This window comes from Roseomonas genomospecies 6, assembly GCF_008365375.1.
GTDB lineage: Bacteria > Pseudomonadota > Alphaproteobacteria > Azospirillales > Azospirillaceae > Azospirillum.
This window is the reverse complement of record NZ_QOKW01000009.1, coordinates 155,808-174,750: the sequence shown is the minus strand read 5'-3', so window position 1 is coordinate 174,750 and position 18,943 is coordinate 155,808. Positions and strand designations below refer to the sequence as shown.

Sequence of the window (18,943 nt, the reverse complement as noted above, 5' to 3'; positions counted from 1 at the left end):
GTGAGGCAGGCCGTCAACCGGCCTGCTTCACGCGCATGTACCACTCGACCAACCGGCGGACCTGCCGCTCGGTGTAGCCGCGCGTCATCATGCGCGACACGAACTCGTTGTGCTTCTTCTCGGTCTCGCTGTCCTTCTTGGACCCGAAGCTGATGACCGGAAGCAGATCCTCCACCTGGGAGAACATGCGTTTCTCGATCACCTCACGGATTTTCTCGTAGGACGTCCAGGACGGGTTGCGCCCGGCGTTCGCCGCCCGCGCGCGGAGCGCGAACTTGACGACCTCGTTCCGGAAATCCTTCGGGTTGGCGATCCCGGCGGGTTTCTCGATCTTGGTCAGCTCCTGATTCAGAAGCTCGCGGTTCATGAGCTGGCCGGTGTCCGGGTCCTTGAAGTCCTGGTCCTCGATCCACGCATCGGCGTAGTCCACATAGCGGTCGAACAGGTTCTGCCCGTAGTCGCTGTAGGACTCCAGATACGCCTTCTGGATCTCGTTCCCGATGAACTCCGCGTAGCGCGGCGCCAGCTCGGCCTTGATGAACTCGATGTACTTCTTCTCGGTGTCGTCGGGGAACTGCTCCCGCTTGATCGACTGTTCCAGGATGTACATGAGGTGGACCGGGTCGGCGGAGATCTCGGTCGAGTCGTAGTTGAAGGTCGCCGCCAGCACCTTGAAGGCGAAGCGGGTGGAGATGCCGTCCATGCCCTCGTCCACGCCCGCCTGGTCGCGGTATTCCTGCATGGACTTGGCCTTGGGATCGGTCTCCTTCATGCTCTCGCCGTCATAGACGCGCATCTTGGAGTAGAGGCTGGAGTTCGGATGATCGCGCATGCGCGACAGCACCGAGAACTTCGCCAGCATCTCCAGCGTGGACGGCGCGCAGGGCGCGGTCGCGAGGTCGGAGCCCTTGACCAGCTTGTCGTAGATCCGCTGTTCCTCCTGCACGCGCAGGCAATAGGGGACCTTGATGACGCAGATGCGGTCGATGAAGGCTTCGTTGTTCTTGTTGTTCTTGAAGGACTGCCACTCCGCCTCGTTCGAGTGGGCCAGGATGATGCCCTGGAACGGGATGGCGCCGATGTTCTCCGAACCGACGTAGTTCCCTTCCTGGGTCGCCGTCAGCAGCGGGTGCAGCATCTTGATGGGGGCCTTGAACATCTCGACGAATTCCAGCAGACCCTGGCTGGCCCGGTTCAGGCCGCCGGAGAAGCTGTAGGCGTCGGGATCGTTCTGGCTGTACATCTCCAGCTTGCGGATGTCGACCTTGCCGACCAGCGAGGAGATGTCCTGGTTGTTCTCGTCGCCGGGCTCCGTCTTGGTGACGCAGATCTGGCGCAGCTTGCTGGGGTGCAGCTTGACGACGCGGAAGCGGGAGATGTCGCCGCCGAACTCGTCCAGCCGCTTCACCGCCCAGGGGCTCATCAGGCCGGTCAGGCGGCGGCGCGGGACGCCGTAGCGGTCCTCCAGCAGGTCGCCCATCTCCTCCGGGTTGAAGAGGCCCAGCGGGCTTTCGAAGACCGGGCTGATCTCCTTGCCGGCCTTCAGGACGTAGACCGGGCATTTCTCCATCAGCGACTTCAGCCGCTCCGCCAGCGACGACTTTCCGCCGCCCACGGGGCCGAGCAGGTAGAGGATCTGCTTGCGCTCCTCCAACCCTTGCGCGGCGTGGCGGAAGAAGCCGACGATGCGTTCGATCGTCTCCTCCATGCCGTAGAAGTCGGCGAAGGCCGGATAGACCTTGATCGTCCGGTTCATGAAGATGCGGCCAAGGCGCGGGTCCTTGGCGGTGTCGACGACTTCCGGTTCGCCGATGGCGGCGAGGATGCGCTCCGGTGCGGACGCATACATCATCGGGTCGTCGCGGCATTCCTGGAGGTATTCCGTGAGGCTCATCTCAACCTCACGGCGCCCCTCATAGGACTGCGTATAGCGCGTGAACAGTTCGTCGGCCGGGAACATTCCTCGCTCCGTATCTCTTAGTCCGATGCGTCGGGGCTGCCGCCGGGAGACCCGGACGGCGGGGGCGGCACCTGCCGCAGGTGCGAAATCCGGGGCGTCGCAGACCCAACGGTCCCACGGCGTCTCCGCTCACCGTCGAAAGCCAGACCTTTTATCGAGTTGCCGTTCAAATGAAGCGCCCCCTTCGGAGTGCCAAACTCGAATTCTTCAAAACTGAATGTAATGCTCGACCTAGAGCTTTCCAGGAGGAAAGCCCTGATAGACTGAAAAGACGTACAGGCGGCCAAGCTGGTCTTCAGTAATAGACCACGCGGCCGGGTTGTCCGGAATGGCCGGGACGTATGCACCGGCTGGAAGCCGGGTGAAAAGAATGAAGGTCGGCGGGGCTGAGACTTCCAGCCGGCTTCCGGAACAGGGTCCGGATGCCGTTCGTCGGGGACTCGCTGGACCTTGCCGATCACGCCATCGACCTCCAGAGCATCCACGCGCCTTAACCCACCAAGGCGCTACGGTTAATGGGGCGCTGCGGTTAATAAGTGTGCCCACCAAACATTAACAACACACTTCCGTACGCGTCGCCGCTGCTTTGCCTTGGGGCATTACCGCATGGGCGATGGGCACGGTCCGCCCCTTCCAAAGAGAGATGGTGAGCCTCATCACAGCAGATCAACAAGGCGGAATTTGGGTGAGGCGGCGATTTGGTTGCGGCGCACCATTGCCTGGAAAGCGCGAAGGCATACGGAATCAAGGGCTTGGCAGCGGCCTTGCAGGCATGCCACAGGTGGGGAAAAAGTGTGACCGCCGCCGCCGCGGTTCCTCAGCCGAGCTTGGCGCCCAGCGTCCCCCTCAGCGAGTCCAGCGTCGCCGGCTTGACGATGAAGGTGTCGGCGCCGAAGGCCGCGGCTTCGTCCATGCGGCTCTGATCGGCGCGGTTCGTCATGAAGACCACCGGCAGCGCTCGGTGACGGGCATCCGTGCTGGCCCGCAACGCCTTCAGGAACCCCAGCCCATCCATCGGCCGCATCTCCACGTCGCAGACGACCAGATCGGGATCGTGCGCCTGGACGGCGGCCAGTCCGGCCTCCCCGTCGGCGGCCTGATGGACGGCGCCGAAGCCCAGCGTGGTCAGCATCTTCGCCAGCACCATGCGGGTGAAGCTCTCGTCTTCGATCACCAGAACCGAAAAATCCCCGAACGCCGCCGGCATCGACCTGTCCCCTGAGTCCGATAGGCCGTGTGTGTACGCTGCAAGAGCGCCCTTTGCAATCGGCTGCTCCGGGGGGGCGGCCCACGGAAGAACGGTTGCGGGCGGACGGTACTGAGGCTACACGGATTCGCATGAGCTTCCTCGACCACATCCGCGCGTGCAACGCGCACGACCTTTCCGGCTTCCGTCCGTTCGAGTTGGAGGGGCATCGCCTCGGCTGGGTCCGCCATGCGCTGGCCGAACAGCTTCCCGGCGTCGATCCGGGCTTCGTCGTCACCGCCGAGCGGGTGACGCTGGCGCCGGAGGTGCGCGATTTCGAAGCGCGGTCCTCCGTGCTGGAGCACGCCGCCCGCTTCCTCGTGGAGGAGGGTGCGGTTTCCGCCCTGCGCGGCGAGTTCTACCCGGTCACCCCGGCTTGGGGGGCGGAACCGCTGATGCGGATCGACCGCGCGGTGGTGGCGCAGTTCGGCACCCCGGCCTACGGCCTGCACGTCAACGGATTCGTCCGCCAGCCGGACGGCGGCCTGTCGCTGTGGGTCGGACGCCGCGCCCGCGACCGCGAGGTGTCGCCGGGCAAGCTGGACAACCTGATCGCCGGCGGCCAGCCCATCGGCCTGACGCTGGCCGAGAACCTCGTCAAGGAAGCCCAGGAGGAGGCTGGCATCGACGCCGCCCTGGCCTCCCGCGCCGTTCCCGTGGGTGCGGTCTCCTATTGCATGGAGACGGAGGCCGGGTTGAAGCAGGACACGCTGTTCCTCTACGACCTGGAACTCGACGCGGATTTCGTCCCGCGGAACACCGACGGCGAGGTCGAGCGCTTCGAACTGTGGCCGCTGGAGCGCGTGGCGGAGTCCGTGCGGGAGACGCAGGACTGGAAGTTCAACGTGAACCTCGTCGTCATCGACTTCCTGGTCCGCCACGGCTGGCTGACGCCGGAGGAGCCGGACTATCTGGCGATCGTCAAGGGCCTGCGGCGGTAACCCTCACTCCGCCACGGCCCTCGTCCGCGCCTCCTTCATGTGGGACGAGAGTTCCGACAGGGTGACCGGCTTGTGCAGGACGGTGAAGCCGCTGCGCCGCGCCTCCCGGATGCGGTCGGGGCTGGTGTCGCCGGTCAGCAGGATGGCGGGGATGATCTCCCCGGCGAAGGCGTGGATGTCCCGGATCGCATCCACCCCCGTCCGCTCGTAGCGCAGACGGTAGTCGGCGATGATGACGTCGGGCAACCGCTCCGCCCCTTCGAGCTGGCGCAGGGCCTCCTCCCCCGACACGGCGGACAGCACGTCCCATCCCCACTGCTCCAGCACCAGCCGCAGGCTTTGCAGGATCATCTCCTCGTCGTCGATGATCAGGGCCAGACCGCCGGACCGGTCCAGGGACGGCATTGCGCGTTCCGTCCCACCGACACTCCAGGAAGCGTGCAAGGGAACCTCCACCGTAAAGCGTGTGCCGCGTCCGGTGCGCGACCGCACGCGGACCGGCAGGCCGAGCAGACGCGACAGCCGCTTCACAACCGCCAGCCCGAGGCCGAGGCCGAGGCTGCGGTCGCGTTCGGTGTTGCCGAGCTGCACGAACTCCTCGAAAATCTCGTCGAGCTGGTCGGCAGGGATGCCGACGCCGGTGTCCGCCACCTCGATGCGCAGCAGCATCCCATGCCGCCGGCAGGCCAGCAGCACGCCGCCCGACGCCGTGTAGCGGATGGCGTTGTCGAGCAGGTTGCGCAGCAGCCGCTCCAGCAACACGGCGTCGCTGCGTATCCGGACCTTCAGCGGGTGAACCCGGAATTCCAGCCCCTTGGCGGCGGCGCGCGATCCGTAGTCGGCCTTCAGCCGCTCCATCATCTCGGCCATCGCAAAGGGCGCCACGTCGGGCAGCACGATCCCGGAGTCCAGCCGCGACACGTCGAGCAGGGCGTCGAGCAGGGCCCGCATCGCATCGACCGCCCGGTTCATCGTCTGGACCAGGGGCAACTGCGGATGACCGGCCAGCCGCTCCGCCAGAACCGCGCCGAACAGGGTCAGCGACTGGGCGGGCTGGCGCAGGTCGTGGCTGGCGGCGGCCAGGAAGCGGACCTTGGCCTTGCCGGCGCGCACCGCCTCTTCCCGTGCGGCGCGCAGGCTCTCCTCCTGCGCCCGCGCCCGCGCCTCCATCCCCACACGGCGGCTGGCGTCCAGCGCGGTCATGACGATGCCTGGGGCGACGCCCTCCGGGTCGGCCGGAAGCGGCGTCAGCGTGATGTCGAGCCAGATCCCGTCGCCCGTCAGGGTCAGTTCCTGGGCCAGCCCCAGTCCCGCGGCGTCCATCGCCTGGACGAGGCGGTCCGCCGCGCCCTCCCGGCCGCCGCAGACGAAGGCGCCGGCCATCGGTTGCCCGATCAGAAGATCCCGCGGACAACCGATCGCGCGCTGCATCGCCGCGTTCAGGTCGGCGATGCGCCCCTGCCGGTCGAGCAGAGCGACCGCGATGCCCATCGCGTCGAAGACCCGCCGCAGCCCGGCAGGTTCGGCAGGGAAACGGCCGGTGCCCGTCTCTTCCTCCTCTCGCATCGCTTGCTCCCTCCGGATTGCAAGCCGGCCGATCGTTCAGCAAGACCAACAATCAGTCGAGATTCAAAAGATACGTTCAAGAAGAAGGAGATTCCAGGAGACTCGCCTCAAACGGATAGCGTGCTGCGTTCTGTATTACACACTTTGTGATAGATCATAACTCTTCCGGGAAGCCGGCCAAGGTGCGCGCCGCCGCCGCCGTTTGTCCCGATTCCCGAAGCGAACGCAAGGTCTTGGCATTGTCGCGCTTGGCCAGCCGCTCGCCGCGCTCGTTCACCATCAAGGGGTGGTGGTGATAGTCCGGAACCCCGACTCGGAGGAGTTCCTGGAGGAGCCGATGCACGTTCGTGGCGAAGAGCAGATCGTCGCCGCGGGTCACCAGCGTCACCCCCTGGATGTGATCGTCCACGGTGACGGCCAGATGATAGCTCGTCGGGGTGTCCTTGCGGGCCAGAACGACGTCTCCCAGGAGGCCCGGCGCGGCCACCTGCCAGCCGCGCCGCCGGTCGTGCCAGCGCAGCGGTCCGGTCATCGCCATGGCCTTCCCCACGTCCAGCCGAAGGGCATAGGAATGGCCGGCGGCGATGCGGTCCAGCCGTTCGGTCTCCGACAGGCCGCGGCAGGTGCCGGGGTAGAGCGGGCCATCCGGCCCATGCGGCGCATGGCCGGCGCGGGCGATCTCCGCCGCGATGTCCTTGCGGGTGCAGAAGCAGGGATAGACGACGCCCATGTCGCGGAGTCGCGCCAGGGCGGCGCGGTGATCGTCCAGATGCTCCGACTGGCGGCGCACCGGCTCTTCCCAGGTCAGGCCCAGCCAAGCCAGATCCTCGCGCAGGTCGCGGTCGAACTCCGGGCGGCAGCGCTGCGGGTCGATGTCCTCGATGCGCAGCAGGAAACGTCCGCCGGCCTTGCGGGCGGCCGTCCAGCCGAACAGGGCGGAATGGGCGTGCCCGAGATGGAGATGGCCGGTCGGGCTCGGCGCGAAGCGGGTGACGACGTCGGTCATTCCCGCCTTATACCCCAACCGCGCCCGGCCTGCATGGGCTGCGGGCGCTGCGGACGGGGGTGCTGAAGGTTCAGATGCAGGGGCTCAGATGTAAGGATTGTCCTTGATGGGCTCGACCGGAATGTCCTCGCCCTCCAGATACATGGCGAGGCGGCGGCGCAGTTCGCGGTCGAAGGCGTCGATGCGGCGCTGACGGTCGCGTTCCTCGCGCTCGGCGCGCTTCTGGGCAAGGTCGATGATCGTGGCGCTCATGGATGTCCCCCTTGAAAGCGTCCCCTTGAAGACGCGGCCACCATCTCAGAGCATGGTTAACGCTCTGTAACCATGACGCCGAAAAATACGGCCGACGGGCTCCGCAACCAAATGTCACAGGCAAGGCTCTGGCCGCCGGAAAGGCACGGACCATACTTATCGAAAGGGTTACAGGATCATGAAGAGATGCCGCAGTGCGGCGCGAGATGTTGAGTTCGAAGCCCAAATCAACTATGTATCTGGTGTTCCGTTCACCCGCCGCCGTGTCATTGGCACCATGTCATCGCGCAAGGCGGACGGAACGGCCAATAAGGTTCCAGACACGTTTCAGATAAGGGAGTGGCCATTGGCTCCACCACCCGATCACTGTCCGGCCCTGGTGCTGAACGCCGATTTCCGGCCGCTCAGCTACTTCCCTCTGTCGCTCTGGTCCTGGCAGGAGGCGGTCAAGGCCGTCTTTCTGGACCGGGTGAACATCATCTCCGAATATGACCGCGTCGTCCGCTCCCCCACGTTCGAGATCAAGCTGCCGAGCGTCATTTCGTTGAAGGAGTTCATCCCGGCGACACGGCGGCCGGCCTTCACACGCTTCAACGTCTTCCTGCGCGACCGCTTCACCTGCCAGTATTGCGGCCACCACTTTCCCACGCAGGAACTGACCTTCGACCACGTCACTCCCCGGTCGCGCGGCGGGCGCACCACCTGGGACAACGTCGTCACCTCCTGCTCGGCCTGCAATCTGGCGAAGGGGAACAGGCTTCCGCACAGTTGCGGCATGATCCCCCTCAGTCCTCCGTTCCAGCCGAGCGCCTACCAGCTTCAAGAGAACGGACGTGCATTCCCGCCAAACTTCCTTCACGAAAGTTGGCGGGATTTTCTTTACTGGGACACCGAACTCGATCCGATGTAGAAACGCTGCCCGACGGAGAAACGCCGCGACCGGGAGGGCTGGGCCATGGACGACGACGAGAACCCTTGCGTGGGCATCTGCATCATCGGCGAGGATGGCCGGTGCGAAGGCTGCGGGCGCACGGAGGACGACATCTACGGCACGCCGCCCGCTCCGGCGGAAACCGGAACGGACGGCAAGATTTCTTGAACCTGCGGCTCAGACCCGCTCGGCCACCCAGATGACCGCCTTGGTGCCGGCCTTGATGGCGGCGGACAGGACCGGATAGGCCGGCGCCTGCTCCGCCCCGTTGTGAAGGCCGATGTCGCGGTGCTCCAGTTCCTCCGCCTGGAACTTGAGGATGGAGGTCTTCAGCTCCGCTTCCTCCGGGCCGAGATGCTTCAACTGCGCCTCGTAATGGCCGTCGATCACCTCTTCCACGGCGACGGTGCAGGCCATGGCCGCGCGCTCGCCCAGCACCGCGGTCCCGGCGCCCAGCAGGAAGCCGGCGACGTGCCACAGCGGCTGGAGCACGGTCGGGCGCACCCTCCGCGCGACGAGCTGCTTCTCGAAATACTGGAGATGCTCCAGCTCCTGGTCGGCCATGTGGCGCAGGGTCTTGGCGTGCCGCCCGCGGTGCATGACGGAAAGCTGGCCTTCGTAGATGCGCTTCGCCCCATATTCGCCGGCATGATCCACGCGCACGATGCGCGCCAGCCGCTGCTCCGGAGTCGGGTCGCCGGGCAGGCGCCCGCGCGGACGGGGACGGGGTGCGGGCGACTCGCCGGGGGACGGAGCGGCGGCGGCCTTGGTTGCGGCGGCCTTGGTTGCGGCGGCGGTGTCGTCGAGCGGGGTCATGCGAAGGTCCTGGAAGCCGAGGTCCGGATGTAGGCGGCGCGCGCCGCCATGAAGGCGAAGGCGGACAGCGCCAGCGAAATCACGACATTGTAGCCCGCCATCGAAATCCCGAACAGCGACCAGGCCACTTCGTCGCAGCGGGTCACCGGGGCGGCGAGCACCTGGGCGCGCAATTCCTCCAGCGTCTGCGGCGCACGCCCAGGGGAACCGCAGGCCGAGGTGCCGGCCCACCAATGCTGCTCCACCCCCACATGATAGGCGGCGATGCCCGCACCGGCCAGCAGGGCGAACCCGCTCGCCACCAGAAGCGCGTCCCCCAGCCCCCGCCATTGCCGGAACAGCAGCGTGACGATGCCGAAGGCGATCACGGCCCCATACGGCACGCGCTGCCACAGGCACAGGATGCAGGGCTGGTACCCCAGCGCGAACTGGAAGAACAGCGCGGCGGCCAGCACGCCTGCGCTGACGAGGGCCAGCAACCCGGCGGTGTAGCGCGGGTCGTCGATGGGAAAGCGGTTCATCATGCCGGTGAGATTAGCGCGCCCAACGGGCTTAGGCCAGACACGCCGGAGCCTGCGCACAAAACACTTGGTCCGGACCCCAATTCCCCTCTATATAGCGGGCACCGGTCGGCAAGAACGACGGGTCCGGCAGGCACCGTGCGGGCGTGGCGGAATTGGTAGACGCAGCGGACTCAAAATCCGCCGTCCTCACGGATATGTCGGTTCGAGTCCGACCGCCCGCACCATCCTCCCTCTACAGGGCACTTCGCCTTCCAGCCCGGACCGGAAAGCCTCACCTTCCCTACGGGCTTGTTCCAAAGTCCAATTCGGCGGCCAAGCTCTGGCTCCTAGAATGCCCGCCATCGACCGCCGCGCCCCGCGCCGCGGACCTTTGGCTGGGGAGCCTTTTCTCATGACCGTTTCCAGACTCGTCATCGCCGCCGCCCTTCTGTTCGCCGCCGGCACGGCCCAGGCCGAAAGCGGGCCGCAGCCCAAGACCGCCGAGGAGGCCGCGGGCAAGCAGATCTTCCATCAATGCGCGGCCTGCCACTCGCTCGATTCCAGCAAGAACGCCTTCGGCCCCAGCCTGTACAACGTCGTCGGGCGCAAGGCGGGGTCGGTTCCGCGCTTCGAATATTCCGACGCGCTGAAGGCCTCCAACGTCACCTGGACCGAGGACAACCTGCGCCACTGGATCGCCGGCAACGACCGCTTCGTGCCCGGCACCCGCATGCGGCACGTCGCCATCACCGACCGGGCGGAGCAGGACTATCTGATCGCCTTCCTGAAGTCGTTGAAGCAGTGAACGGCGGCAAGCCGGTTCCGGGCGCTCAAGGTAGGGCGACCGGAACCGGCTTCACCTCCTCGGTCGGCAGGCCGGCCTCGGCCCAGCCGTCCGCCCCGTCGCGATACCAGTGGACGCGGCGATAGCCCATCTCCAGCGCGCGCTTCGCCGCGTTCCACGACATCCAGCAATCCGCCAGACAATAGAACAGCAGGCCCCGCCCGCGGTCGCCCCCGGTCAGCCGCTCCAGGTTGCCGCGGAAATAGCCCTCCAACTCCGGCGTCAGCGTCCCGAATCCCACATTGGGAAGCCACACGCTGCCGGGAATGTGCGGAAAGGGCTTCGGCAGCAGCCAGGGGCCGCCGGGCAGCGTGCTGCGGTCCAGCTTCATCACGTTGACGGGAAGGACGGCGCCGGACTCCACCAGCGCGCGGGCTGCGGCGGTGTCCACCGTTTCGGCGCCGGGCAGAGACGCCGGGGTCGGCGACCGGTAGTCGGTCATCCGGTAGCCGTCGGGCACCGGAACCGCGTCCGCCGCGGCGTGCCCCGCCGGCCCGGCCAGCAACAACGCCAGCCCGGCGGCGCCCAGCCATTGCCTGCGCACCGCGCCCCCTCCCCCAATGTTTTGCGACATCCTACGAAATCCCCCCGTGCCCGGCGGGGTCAAGTTGCCCGATAGTCGAATATCGGGGACCGGACGGCGGGACCTATGCTGCTCCTTCCGCATTCCGGATTTCCCCCGGGTTTTTCATGTTCTGCTGCGCCACCAAACCGCACGGGCCCGCCTTGCAAATGACCGCAGGACGCATCATCATCAGGCTTGGGAGACAGGGGTCTAGCCACCCCTGCCTCCCGGCCCGATCCCTAGCGGTTCAGGAGATCAAGGACTTCCTTGACCACCCGAAGCAGCAGGATCAGGAGAGTGAGGATTCTTTCCATCCTCCACGCCTCCTTCTGTCGTGGCACGGGCGGTGGCCTATCCGCCGCCCTGTCCACCGCGCAACCATGGCGCGGCCCTCTCTACACACAAATGCAATTTTTGACGCAGGGGCGGTCCCATGCGCCTGATGCCCCTTGCCCGGCTGCTGTTCGCCCTGGCGCTGGTCTGCGTCGCCACGGTGGCGCGCGCCGCGGACCGACCCACGGTGACCATCGGGGTGCTGAAGTTCGGCACGGTCAGTTGGGAGCTGGACGTCATCCGCCACCACCGGCTGGACGAGGCCGCCGGCTTCGAGCTGAAGCTGATGGAGCTGGCGAGCGGTCAAGCCGCGCAGATCGCCCTTCAGGGCGGGGCGGTGGACATGATCGCCAGCGACTGGCTGTGGGTGGCGCGCCAGCGCGCGGCGGGGGCGGACCTGACCTTCATCCCCCATTCCGCGGCGGTCGGGGCGTTGATGGTGCCGGCGGCCTCGCCCATTACCTCCGTTCCCGACCTGAAGGGCAAGCGGATCGGCGTCGCCGGAAGCCCGATCGACAAGAGCTGGCTTCTGCTGAAGGCGCTGGCCCGCGACCGTTACGCGCTCGACCTCGACGCCGCCGCGACGCCGGTCTTCGCCGCCCCGCCCCTGCTGAACCAGAAGGTCGCGACGGGGGAACTGGACGCGGTGCTGAATTTCTGGCCCTACGCCGCGCGCCTTCAGGCGGCGGGGATGCGGACGGTCATCGGGGTGGACGGGATGATGCGTCGGTTGGGCCTGTCGGCCGACGTGCCGGCGGTCGGCTTCGTCTTCCGCGAGGGCTGGGCCAAGGCCAACCCGGCGGCGCTTGCCGCCTTCGTCGCGGCCTCGCGCGAGGCCAAGGCGATCATGGCCCGATCCGACGCGGAGTGGGACCGGCTGCGCCCGCTGATGAAGGCGGAGGACGAGGCCACCTGGGCGGCGCTGCGCGACCAGTTCCGCGCCGGCATTCCGCAGCGCTGGACGGAGGAGGAACGGGAGGCGGCGGCTAAACTCTACGGTCTGATGGCGAAGCTCGGCGGACGGGAACTGGTCGGCGGGGCGATGGCCCTGCCGGACGGCACCTTCTGGCCGGGGGTCCATTTTTGATGCGGTGGCGGCGGCTGGCCCCGGTCCTGTCGCTGGCTCTGCTGGTCGGGCTGTGGGCCGCCGCCGCGGAACTGGCCGCCAGCCGCGCCTTGCCCGGCCCCGCCGCCGTGCTGTCGGTCCTGGCCCGCGAGGCGGCGGACGGCGCGCTGTTCCATCACCTGGGGATCACGCTGGCGCGCATGGCCGCGGCCTTCGTGCTCGCCATGTCCATCGGGTCGGCGCTGGGCATCCTGCTGGGCCGCTCGGCCACGGCGGACCGGCTGTTCGGGCTGTGGCTGACCGTGTTCCTGAACATCCCGGCGCTGGTCGTGATCGTGCTCGCCTATGTCTGGTTCGGCCTGACCGAGGCGGCGGCGGTCGGCGCCGTGGCCGTCAACAAGATCCCCAACGTCGTGGTCGTCCTGCGCGAAGGAACGCGCGCCATCGACGAGCAGTATGTCGAGATGGCGCGCACCTTCCGCATGGCGCGGTCGGACGTGCTGCGCCATGTGCTGCTGCCCCAGCTCACCCCCTACTTCGCCGCGGCGGCGCGGTCCGGCCTTGCGCTGATCTGGAAGATCGTGCTGGTGGTCGAGCTTCTGGGCCGCAGCGACGGCGTGGGATTCCAGATTCACCTCTACTTCCAGATGTTCGATGTGGCCGGCATTCTTGCGTACACCGTCGCCTTCGTGGCCGTCGTCCAACTCCTTGAACTCTGCGTCCTGCAACCCGCCGAGCACCGGCTTTCCCGCTGGAGGCCGGTGCGCGCTGAGGCTTGAGGTCCGCTCCAAGCGCTTCGGCGGGCGGGAGGTCATCCACGGCTTGTCGCTGGCGGCCGCCCCCGGCGAGTTCCTGGCGCTGGTCGGCCCGTCCGGCTGCGGCAAGACGACCGCCCTGAACATCGCCGCCGGGCTGGACCGCGATTTCGACGGGAGCCTGGAGTTCGGCGGGCAGGAGCCGGTGCTCGGCTGCGTGTTCCAGACGCCCCGCCTGCTGCCCTGGCGCACGGTGCGGCAAAACGTGGCGCTGGTGCTGCCCAAGGCGCGGCGCGGCGACGGAACGGTCGAGCATTGGCTGGCCGCCATGGGGCTGGAGGCGGTGGCCGACGAGTATCCGGCGCGCCTGTCCGGCGGCATGGCGCGGCGGGTGGCCCTGGCCCGCGCCTTCGCGGTCGAGCCGGGCCTGCTGCTGATGGACGAGCCCTTCGTGTCGCTCGACGAGCCGACGGCGCAGCGGATGCGGGCGCTGCTCGCCCGGATGCTGGAGCGGTCCCCGGCCACGGTGCTGTTCGTCACCCACAATCTGCGCGAGGCGATCCAACTGGCCGACCGCATCCTGGTGATGGCCCCCGGCCCGACACGGGTGGCGGCGGAGGTGCCGCTGGAAACGCCACGCGCGCTGCGCGACGACGCCTTGGTCGAGTGCGTGCGGGCGGATCTGCTGGCCCGGCCCGATCCGGCTTTCCGGCTGCTGGCCTGACTTTTGTCGGCCTGACTTTCTCGCCGAAACTGTGAAGCGGCTCACACCCGCCGCGCCCCATCGGGCGCACTCTTCCCGGCGGAGGTGACCATGCGCATCCTGTACCTGCTGAGCGCCAGCCTGGCGCTTCTCTCCGGCGCGGCGCTCGCGGGGGAGATCGTGATCCTCGACTCCGGCTCCCGCGGTCCCAATCACGCCGACCGGTCGCGCGATCTGGCGATCGTCAGCGACCCGTTCACCGGCACGTCCATCGTCATCATCGAACGTCCCACGCGCGACGAGCAGCTCGGGCGCCGCGATCCCGGCCTGGAGGCCCGTCGGGCCGTGCGCAAGGCGGAGGCGAAGCGGCGCGATAAAGACAAGGACTGGGCGGACTGGACGGACTTCGACGGCCACGCCCTGGACGGCTTCGGATGGCTCGACAGCCCGGTGCCGCTCGGCTTCGGGCGGGGCGATCCGGGGCAGGAGGCGGCGCGCGCCGCCGCGGACGCTCGCCGGATGCGGAACCGCTGAACGAAATCGCCTTGGCGCTCCATCCCTCTCCCGCCCCGGGAGAGGGTGGCCCGAAGGGCCGGGTGAGGGTCGTACGAGGATCAAGCCACCGATCCTTGGCGGTCCCCTCACCCTTCCCACGCCTGCGGCGCGGGCCCCTTCCCTCTCCCGGGGCGGGAGAGGGGGATTTGAAAGGCGATGGCCCTGCTCAGATGCCGAGGCGGGCCTTGTCCAATTGCAGGCGGTTGGCGAAGACCACGGCCTGGGTGCGGCTGTAGACCTTCAGCTTTTGCAGGATCGCAGAGACGTGGGCCTTCACGGTGGTCTCCGTGATGCTCAGCTCGTACGCGATTTCCTTGTTCAGCTTGCCGGTGCCCAGCATCTCCAGAACGCGGAGCTGCTGCGCCGTCAGGGTGGACAGGCGGCGGGCGATCTCCGCCGTTTCCTCGTCCTCCGCCGCGGCCCCCTCCTCGACCGAGGCGGGAAGATAGACCTCCCCGGCCAGGATCTGGCGCAGCGCGCCGGCGATGGCGTCCCGCGGCGTCGATTTGGGAATGAAGCCGGCGGCGCCGCAGCGCACCGCCTCCAGCATCACCTTGCGGTCCTCGTGCGCCGAAACGACGGCGACGGGGATGGCCGGGAAGCGGCGGCGCAGGGCGAGCAGCCCGGACAGCCCGTTCATGCCCGGCATGTTGAGGTCGAGCAGGACAAGGTCCGGCTCCCCCTTGCCGCTATGCATGGAGTCGAGGATGGCGATGGTTTCGTCCAGGCAACCGGCCTCGTGAATCTCCTGCGCCTGGCAGGAATAGAGGACGGCGCTGCGCAGGGCGTCGCGCACCAGCGGATGGTCGTCCGCGATCAGAATTCGGCTCATGGCGTGGTTCCCACGCTCATCGTTTCGGGGCGTTTCCGGTAGCGATCATGCCGGACCGTTCAAGAATGCGCAAGGACTGGAACGGGTATTCCCCAAATCAGCCGATCTCCGGCAATTTCGTTCCAAACCCGTTTGCAAGTGAGTCGCAAGAAATGACGGCCCGAACCATTCGGGCCGCCCTTCTCCGCACCGGTCGCGGCACTGCTGGTCGCGTCAGGCCTTCGGCAGCTTGAAGACCCAGAGGGAACCACCCTGGTTGATGTCCTTCACCAGCTTGGCGACGTCGCCGCCCCACAGCGGCACAGCACCACCCCAGCCGGAAACCACGGCCACATACTGCTCGCCGTCCTGTTCCCAGGTGACCGGGGAGCCGACGACGCCGGAGCCGGTGTTGAACTTCCAGACCTCCTTGCCGGACTTGGCGTCGAACGCCTTCAGATAACCTTCCGGCGTGCCGGTGAAGACGAGGTTGCCGGCGGTGGTCAGCACGCCGCCCCACAGCGGCGCCGGGTTCTTGTATTCCCAGACGATCTTGCCGGTCTTCGGGTCGACGGCGCGCAGCGCGCCGATGTAGTCGTCATAGAGCGGCTTGATGGTGAAGCCGGCGCCCAGATAGGCGGCACCCTTCTTGTAGGTGATCGGCTCGTTCCAGATGTCCATGCCCCATTCGTTGGCCGGGACGTAGAACAGCTCCGTCGCCGGGCTGTAGGCCATGGGCATCCAGTTCTTGGCCCCCAGGAAGGCCGGGGCGGAGAAGACCGGCTTGCCCTTGTCGGCGCCCGCCGGGTTCCCCGGACGGTTGTCGTCGATGTAGACCGGGCGTCCGGTCTTCAGGTCGATCTCCTTGGCCCAGGTGATCTTGGTGACGAAGGGCGAGGCGCTGAGCAGCTTCCCGTTGGTGCGGTCCAGGACGTAGAAGAAGCCGTTGCGGTCGGCCTTGGCGCCGGCCTTGATCGTCTGCCCGTCCTTCTTCAGGTCGAAGGACACCAGCTCGTTCACGCCGTCGAAGTCCCAGCCGTCGTGCGGCGTGGTCTGGTAGTGCCACTTGATGTCGCCGTTGGCCGGGTCGATGGCCAGGGTGGAGGAGGTGTAGAGGTTGTCGCCCGGACGCAGGTGCGAGTTCCAGGGCGCCGGGTTGCCGGTGCCGAAGAACAGCGTCTTGGTCTCCGGGTCGTACGTCCCGCCCAGCCAGGTGGCACCGCCGCCGGTCTTGTAGAGATCGCCCTGCCAGCTTGCGTTCATCACGCCGGTCATGGTCGATTCCTTGCCATTGAGGGTGCCCATGTTGCCCTCGATGGTCGGGCGCTGCCAGACCAGCTCGCCCGTCTCGGCGTCGCGCGCCTCGACCATGCCGATGATGCCGAACTCGCCGCCGGAATTGCCGGTGATGATCTTGCCGTCCACGATCAGCGGGGCCGAGGTCGCCGAATAGCCGGCCTTGTAGTCCTCGATCTTCTTCGACCAGACGACCTTGCCGGTGTCCTTGTTCAGCGCGACCAGACGGGCGTCCAGCGTCGCGAAGTAGATCTTGTCCTTGTAGATCGCCGCACCGCGGTTCACCACGTCGCAGCAGGGCATGATGCCTTCGGGCAGGCGGTGGTCGTACTGCCACTTCTTCTGCCCGGTCTTCACGTCCACGGCGTAGAGGCGCGAATAGGAACCGGTCACGTAGATCGTGCCGTCATGGATGATCGGCTGCGACTCCTGCCCGCGCTGCTTCTCGCCGCCGAAGGAGAAGGACCACACCGGCACCAGCCCCTTGACCGAGTCCGGCGTCAGCTTGTCGAGCGGGCTGAAGCGCTGCGCCTGGTGCCCCATGCCGTAGGTCAGGACGTCGCCCGTCGTCTTGGCGTCGTTCAGCAGGTCGTCGTTGCTCGGCCCTTCGGCGGCCAGCGTGGGACCGCTCAGGCCGAGACCGGCGGCCATGGCGCTGGCAAGAAGGCAGGTGCGGAAAAGACGCTTCATGGTGCGGATACCTCCCGGGGAATTGGGCCAGGGAATTGGGCCAGGGGAATGGACAGCCGGTATCGTTCGCAGACGAAACGAGCGCGGCCCGCCCGCTTCATCCGCCCGGCCTCGGCTTCTTTTCAGGAAATTCAGGGGATCGGCGCGGGGCGATGCTGCATCGCGAAGCCCGTATCCTTTCGACTGTAGAGCAGTCTACCGGCACCCCCGTTTCGGTCCATTGGCAAATAGTAGGATGGGCGGTGCGTTCTGCTGGTGCGGAGACGGGGTTTCCTTGCGAAAGGCATCAGTTCACCCGCGGCAGCGCGGCCTTCTCGAGTCCCGGCCAGAGATGCGAGACGGAGCGCCGGTATTCGTCGCGCAGCACGCCCATTCCGGCGAAGCGCTCGGGGATCGGCGCGTCGAGCAGCTCGGCCATGTCGGCCCCGGCCTCCGCCCGCTCGCGCAGGGTGCGGTCCAGCCAGCTCAGCCAATCGCGGGTCTGGGCGATGGCCGCCTTGTCGGAGCGGATTCGCCCGTGGTTGGGCACCAGCACCGTGACGTCCAGCGCCTCCAGCGCGTCGAGCGCCCCCAGCCATTTCCCGATGTCGGCGTGCGGCGTGGTCGGCGTCCGGTCGGAAAAGACGACTCCGCCCGCGAACAGCACGCCCGTCGTCTCGTCCAGGATGGCGAGGTCGGCGGCGGTGTGGCCCTCCAGCGGGATCAGCCGCAGCCGGTGCGACCCGAAGACGACGGTGGAGCCGTAGACCGCCTCCGTCGGGACCAGCGGTTCCGTGCCGCGCATCCAATCGCCGACGAGACGGTACATGTTCTCCGTCATCCCCGCCCCTTCGGCCTTGATGCCCTCGATGGTGCCGGGCAGCGCCGCGATGGGCACGTCGGCGAAGGCGCGGTTGCCCAGCCAATAGTCGGGATGAAGGTTGCTGACGAAGACCTTGCGGATGGGCTTGTCGGTGACCGTGGCAATGGCCGCGCGCATCTCCTCCCCGAAGCGGCGCGACGGGCCGGTCTGGATCACGATCACCCCGTCGTCGGTCACGATGAAGCCGGGATTCAGGATGTTGCCACCGTTGGCGCGGGTGAAATGCTCGCGCGTGCCCTCGAAGACCCAGGTGTCCGGCGCGATGGCGACGGGCTTCAGACGGTAGGTGAGCGGACCGGCGGCCCAGCCCGGCACGGCGGACAGGAGCAGCAGCAGGAGTGCGAGAAGCGCTCTCATGGCAGCGCTCCCTGCACCCAGGGCAGCGGAATGGCCGCCTTCACCTCGCCGCCCTGGTTGTCGCGCCCGTCCAGCGTCAGGCTGCGCGCGCCCGGTCCGGGCTGCACCTCCAGCGTGAAGACGGGGTTCTCGGACAGTGGTTCCGCCGTGTGCAGCCGGGCCAGTTCCCGCCCCTCGGCGTCGCGCAGGGTCAGCGCCTCGATGAAGTAGGCGGGAATGCCGGCGACCAGACCGGTGTCCATGGGGTGTCGGACGAGGAAGCGGACGCGCGTCGCCTTGTCCTCCCCGGTCGGCGCCCAGGCGCGGCCCTGCACCTCCCCCACATGGTCGGCCCAGTCGGCGGTGGCGTAGGTCGCGGGCGCCGCGGTGCAGCCGCCACCCGCCGCGTCCAGCAGCTTGCCACCGATGTGCCAGACGCCGTCCGGCGTGCGCGCAGCGGCGCGCAGCGGTGTCGCCTGCTGCACCTTGAAGCGCGTGGCGATCACCGGCTTCGCCGCCAGCGGCTGGAAGCGCAGGATGACCGGGAAGGGGTTGAGGTCGGCGAACAGCACCATTTCCTCCACCGCGCCCAGCGCCGTGGCGTCGGCCATCACCGGCACCGCGGCGGCGTTCTCCGCGTTGTCGGGGGCGGTGACGGTCACGCGCTCGTCGAACCGGATGGGGGCCGTCCCGAACAGCTCCGGCCGCAGCACGTCCCACATGACGGAGGCCAGCGGGTCGGCGGGGTCCGGCGGGCCGGCGAGAGCTGGGAGAGAGAAGGCGGCCAGAAGTGCGGCGGTGGCGAGGTGACGGATCATGGCGGTTGCTCCCTTCTTCTTCCTTATTTTGCGCAGACCCTTGCCCCCTCCCCGGCCCTCCCCCGCTGGGCGGGGGAGGGAGGTCTGT

20 protein-coding genes and 1 tRNA gene are annotated in these 18,943 nt (G+C 67.7%); 9 read left to right on the top strand and 12 right to left on the bottom strand.

The genetic code is table 11. The annotated features are described in order from the left end of the window. Positions 1-13 precede the first annotated feature (13 nt). Positions 14-1,960 carry a PrkA family serine protein kinase gene (locus DS843_RS14065; RefSeq protein ID WP_149469512.1) on the bottom strand — a complete coding sequence of 649 codons (1,947 nt, stop codon included), beginning with the start codon at positions 1,958-1,960 and terminating at the stop codon, positions 14-16. Between the two features lie 817 nt (positions 1,961-2,777). Then, entirely contained in the window at positions 2,778-3,167 is a 390-nt protein-coding gene (locus DS843_RS14060; RefSeq protein ID WP_149469511.1) for a response regulator, read from the bottom strand. A 131-nt stretch (positions 3,168-3,298) separates the two neighbouring features. On the opposite strand from DS843_RS14060, the gene DS843_RS14055 reads away from it, so the two are divergent. Beyond that, positions 3,299-4,147, top strand: a complete 849-nt coding sequence (locus DS843_RS14055) for a DUF4743 domain-containing protein (protein ID WP_149469510.1) — start codon at positions 3,299-3,301, stop codon at positions 4,145-4,147. Positions 4,148-4,150: 3 nt separating this feature from the next. Here the strand turns inward: DS843_RS14055 and DS843_RS14050 are convergent, their stop codons facing one another. The 3 genes from DS843_RS14050 to DS843_RS31200 all read right to left on the bottom strand — a co-directional run bounded on the left by DS843_RS14050 (position 4,151) and on the right by DS843_RS31200 (position 6,971). Beyond that, positions 4,151-5,713, bottom strand: coding sequence for a hybrid sensor histidine kinase/response regulator (locus DS843_RS14050; RefSeq protein ID WP_149469509.1), 1,563 nt, complete (start codon positions 5,711-5,713; stop codon positions 4,151-4,153). 154 nt (positions 5,714-5,867) lie between these two features. Continuing rightward, positions 5,868-6,719 carry a tRNA glutamyl-Q(34) synthetase GluQRS gene (gluQRS, locus tag DS843_RS14045; RefSeq protein WP_149469508.1) on the bottom strand — a complete coding sequence of 284 codons (852 nt, stop codon included), beginning with the start codon at positions 6,717-6,719 and terminating at the stop codon, positions 5,868-5,870. Positions 6,720-6,803: 84 nt separating this feature from the next. After that, positions 6,804-6,971, bottom strand: a complete 168-nt coding sequence (locus DS843_RS31200) for a hypothetical protein (protein ID WP_167525304.1) — start codon at positions 6,969-6,971, stop codon at positions 6,804-6,806. Positions 6,972-7,248: 277 nt separating this feature from the next. Here DS843_RS31200 and DS843_RS14040 point away from each other — a divergent pair, with 277 nt between their 5' ends. Next, positions 7,249-7,881 carry an HNH endonuclease gene (locus DS843_RS14040; RefSeq protein ID WP_475849173.1) on the top strand — a complete coding sequence of 211 codons (633 nt, stop codon included), beginning with the start codon at positions 7,249-7,251 and terminating at the stop codon, positions 7,879-7,881. Between the two features lie 45 nt (positions 7,882-7,926). Then, positions 7,927-8,070 carry a DUF1289 domain-containing protein gene (locus tag DS843_RS14035; RefSeq protein WP_149469507.1) on the top strand — a complete coding sequence of 48 codons (144 nt, stop codon included), beginning with the start codon at positions 7,927-7,929 and terminating at the stop codon, positions 8,068-8,070. Positions 8,071-8,079: 9 nt separating this feature from the next. Here the strand turns inward: DS843_RS14035 and DS843_RS14030 are convergent, their stop codons facing one another. Continuing rightward, positions 8,080-8,718 carry a demethoxyubiquinone hydroxylase family protein gene (locus tag DS843_RS14030; RefSeq protein WP_149469506.1) on the bottom strand — a complete coding sequence of 213 codons (639 nt, stop codon included), beginning with the start codon at positions 8,716-8,718 and terminating at the stop codon, positions 8,080-8,082. Further along, positions 8,715-9,242 carry a disulfide bond formation protein B gene (locus DS843_RS14025; protein WP_149469505.1) on the bottom strand — a complete coding sequence of 176 codons (528 nt, stop codon included), beginning with the start codon at positions 9,240-9,242 and terminating at the stop codon, positions 8,715-8,717. The genes DS843_RS14030 and DS843_RS14025 overlap by 4 nt, the downstream gene beginning before the upstream one ends. Before the next feature lie 137 nt (positions 9,243-9,379). Between DS843_RS14025 and DS843_RS14020 the strand changes: the two genes are divergently transcribed. Then, positions 9,380-9,466 (top strand) — tRNA-Leu (locus tag DS843_RS14020). Positions 9,467-9,633: 167 nt separating this feature from the next. Further along, a complete protein-coding gene (locus DS843_RS14015) occupies positions 9,634-10,026 on the top strand; it encodes a c-type cytochrome (RefSeq protein ID WP_149469504.1) in 393 nt (130 codons plus the stop codon). Between the two features lie 25 nt (positions 10,027-10,051). On the opposite strand, the gene DS843_RS14010 is transcribed toward DS843_RS14015, so the two are convergent. Beyond that, a complete protein-coding gene (locus DS843_RS14010; protein WP_149469503.1) occupies positions 10,052-10,639 on the bottom strand; it encodes a PQQ-dependent catabolism-associated CXXCW motif protein in 588 nt (195 codons plus the stop codon). A 424-nt stretch (positions 10,640-11,063) separates the two neighbouring features. On the opposite strand from DS843_RS14010, the gene DS843_RS14005 reads away from it, so the two are divergent. The 4 genes from DS843_RS14005 to DS843_RS13990 all read left to right on the top strand — a co-directional run bounded on the left by DS843_RS14005 (position 11,064) and on the right by DS843_RS13990 (position 14,021). Further along, positions 11,064-12,050, top strand: coding sequence for an ABC transporter substrate-binding protein (locus tag DS843_RS14005; RefSeq protein ID WP_208852238.1), 987 nt, complete (start codon positions 11,064-11,066; stop codon positions 12,048-12,050). After that, positions 12,050-12,808 carry an ABC transporter permease gene (locus DS843_RS14000; RefSeq protein ID WP_149469502.1) on the top strand — a complete coding sequence of 253 codons (759 nt, stop codon included), beginning with the start codon at positions 12,050-12,052 and terminating at the stop codon, positions 12,806-12,808. The genes DS843_RS14005 and DS843_RS14000 overlap by 1 nt, the downstream gene beginning before the upstream one ends. Positions 12,809-12,851: 43 nt before the next feature. Then, positions 12,852-13,508: an ABC transporter ATP-binding protein gene (locus DS843_RS13995; protein ID WP_286192088.1), complete on the top strand. Its 657-nt coding sequence runs from the start codon at positions 12,852-12,854 to the stop codon at positions 13,506-13,508. Positions 13,509-13,598: 90 nt separating this feature from the next. Next, a complete protein-coding gene (locus tag DS843_RS13990; RefSeq protein ID WP_149469500.1) occupies positions 13,599-14,021 on the top strand; it encodes a hypothetical protein in 423 nt (140 codons plus the stop codon). A 187-nt stretch (positions 14,022-14,208) separates the two neighbouring features. On the opposite strand, the gene DS843_RS13985 is transcribed toward DS843_RS13990, so the two are convergent. The 4 genes from DS843_RS13985 to DS843_RS13970 all read right to left on the bottom strand — a co-directional run bounded on the left by DS843_RS13985 (position 14,209) and on the right by DS843_RS13970 (position 18,855). Continuing rightward, positions 14,209-14,874, bottom strand: coding sequence for a response regulator (locus DS843_RS13985; protein WP_149469499.1), 666 nt, complete (start codon positions 14,872-14,874; stop codon positions 14,209-14,211). 213 nt (positions 14,875-15,087) lie between these two features. Then, positions 15,088-16,839, bottom strand: coding sequence for a methanol/ethanol family PQQ-dependent dehydrogenase (locus tag DS843_RS13980; RefSeq protein WP_149469498.1), 1,752 nt, complete (start codon positions 16,837-16,839; stop codon positions 15,088-15,090). A 286-nt stretch (positions 16,840-17,125) separates the two neighbouring features. After that, entirely contained in the window at positions 17,126-18,058 is a 933-nt protein-coding gene (locus tag DS843_RS13975) for a quinoprotein relay system zinc metallohydrolase 1 (RefSeq protein ID WP_149469497.1), read from the bottom strand. Next, a complete protein-coding gene (locus tag DS843_RS13970; protein ID WP_149469496.1) occupies positions 18,055-18,855 on the bottom strand; it encodes a quinoprotein dehydrogenase-associated SoxYZ-like carrier in 801 nt (266 codons plus the stop codon). Before DS843_RS13970 ends, DS843_RS13975 begins: the two co-directional genes overlap by 4 nt. Between the last annotated feature and the right edge of the window lie 88 nt (positions 18,856-18,943).

Coding starts and splice junctions, on each gene's coding strand:
- DS843_RS13980 (WP_149469498.1), bottom strand. CDS start 16,839: ATGAAGCGTCTTTTCCGCACCTGCCTTCTTGCCAGCGCCATGGCCGCC.
- DS843_RS14050 (WP_149469509.1), bottom strand. CDS start 5,713: ATGCGAGAGGAGGAAGAGACGGGCACCGGCCGTTTCCCTGCCGAACCT.
- DS843_RS14015 (WP_149469504.1), top strand. CDS start 9,634: ATGACCGTTTCCAGACTCGTCATCGCCGCCGCCCTTCTGTTCGCCGCC.
- DS843_RS31200 (WP_167525304.1), bottom strand. CDS start 6,971: ATGAGCGCCACGATCATCGACCTTGCCCAGAAGCGCGCCGAGCGCGAG.
- DS843_RS14030 (WP_149469506.1), bottom strand. CDS start 8,718: ATGACCCCGCTCGACGACACCGCCGCCGCAACCAAGGCCGCCGCAACC.
- DS843_RS14055 (WP_149469510.1), top strand. CDS start 3,299: ATGAGCTTCCTCGACCACATCCGCGCGTGCAACGCGCACGACCTTTCC.
- DS843_RS14000 (WP_149469502.1), top strand. CDS start 12,050: ATGCGGTGGCGGCGGCTGGCCCCGGTCCTGTCGCTGGCTCTGCTGGTC.
- DS843_RS14005 (WP_208852238.1), top strand. CDS start 11,064: ATGCGCCTGATGCCCCTTGCCCGGCTGCTGTTCGCCCTGGCGCTGGTC.
- DS843_RS13975 (WP_149469497.1), bottom strand. CDS start 18,058: ATGAGAGCGCTTCTCGCACTCCTGCTGCTGCTCCTGTCCGCCGTGCCG.
- DS843_RS14060 (WP_149469511.1), bottom strand. CDS start 3,167: ATGCCGGCGGCGTTCGGGGATTTTTCGGTTCTGGTGATCGAAGACGAG.
- DS843_RS13990 (WP_149469500.1), top strand. CDS start 13,599: ATGCGCATCCTGTACCTGCTGAGCGCCAGCCTGGCGCTTCTCTCCGGC.
- DS843_RS14025 (WP_149469505.1), bottom strand. CDS start 9,242: ATGATGAACCGCTTTCCCATCGACGACCCGCGCTACACCGCCGGGTTG.
- DS843_RS13985 (WP_149469499.1), bottom strand. CDS start 14,874: ATGAGCCGAATTCTGATCGCGGACGACCATCCGCTGGTGCGCGACGCC.
- DS843_RS14065 (WP_149469512.1), bottom strand. CDS start 1,960: ATGTTCCCGGCCGACGAACTGTTCACGCGCTATACGCAGTCCTATGAG.
- DS843_RS13970 (WP_149469496.1), bottom strand. CDS start 18,855: ATGATCCGTCACCTCGCCACCGCCGCACTTCTGGCCGCCTTCTCTCTC.
- gluQRS (WP_149469508.1), bottom strand. CDS start 6,719: ATGACCGACGTCGTCACCCGCTTCGCGCCGAGCCCGACCGGCCATCTC.
- DS843_RS14040 (WP_475849173.1), top strand. CDS start 7,249: ATGTCATCGCGCAAGGCGGACGGAACGGCCAATAAGGTTCCAGACACG.
- DS843_RS14010 (WP_149469503.1), bottom strand. CDS start 10,639: ATGTCGCAAAACATTGGGGGAGGGGGCGCGGTGCGCAGGCAATGGCTG.
- DS843_RS14035 (WP_149469507.1), top strand. CDS start 7,927: ATGGACGACGACGAGAACCCTTGCGTGGGCATCTGCATCATCGGCGAG.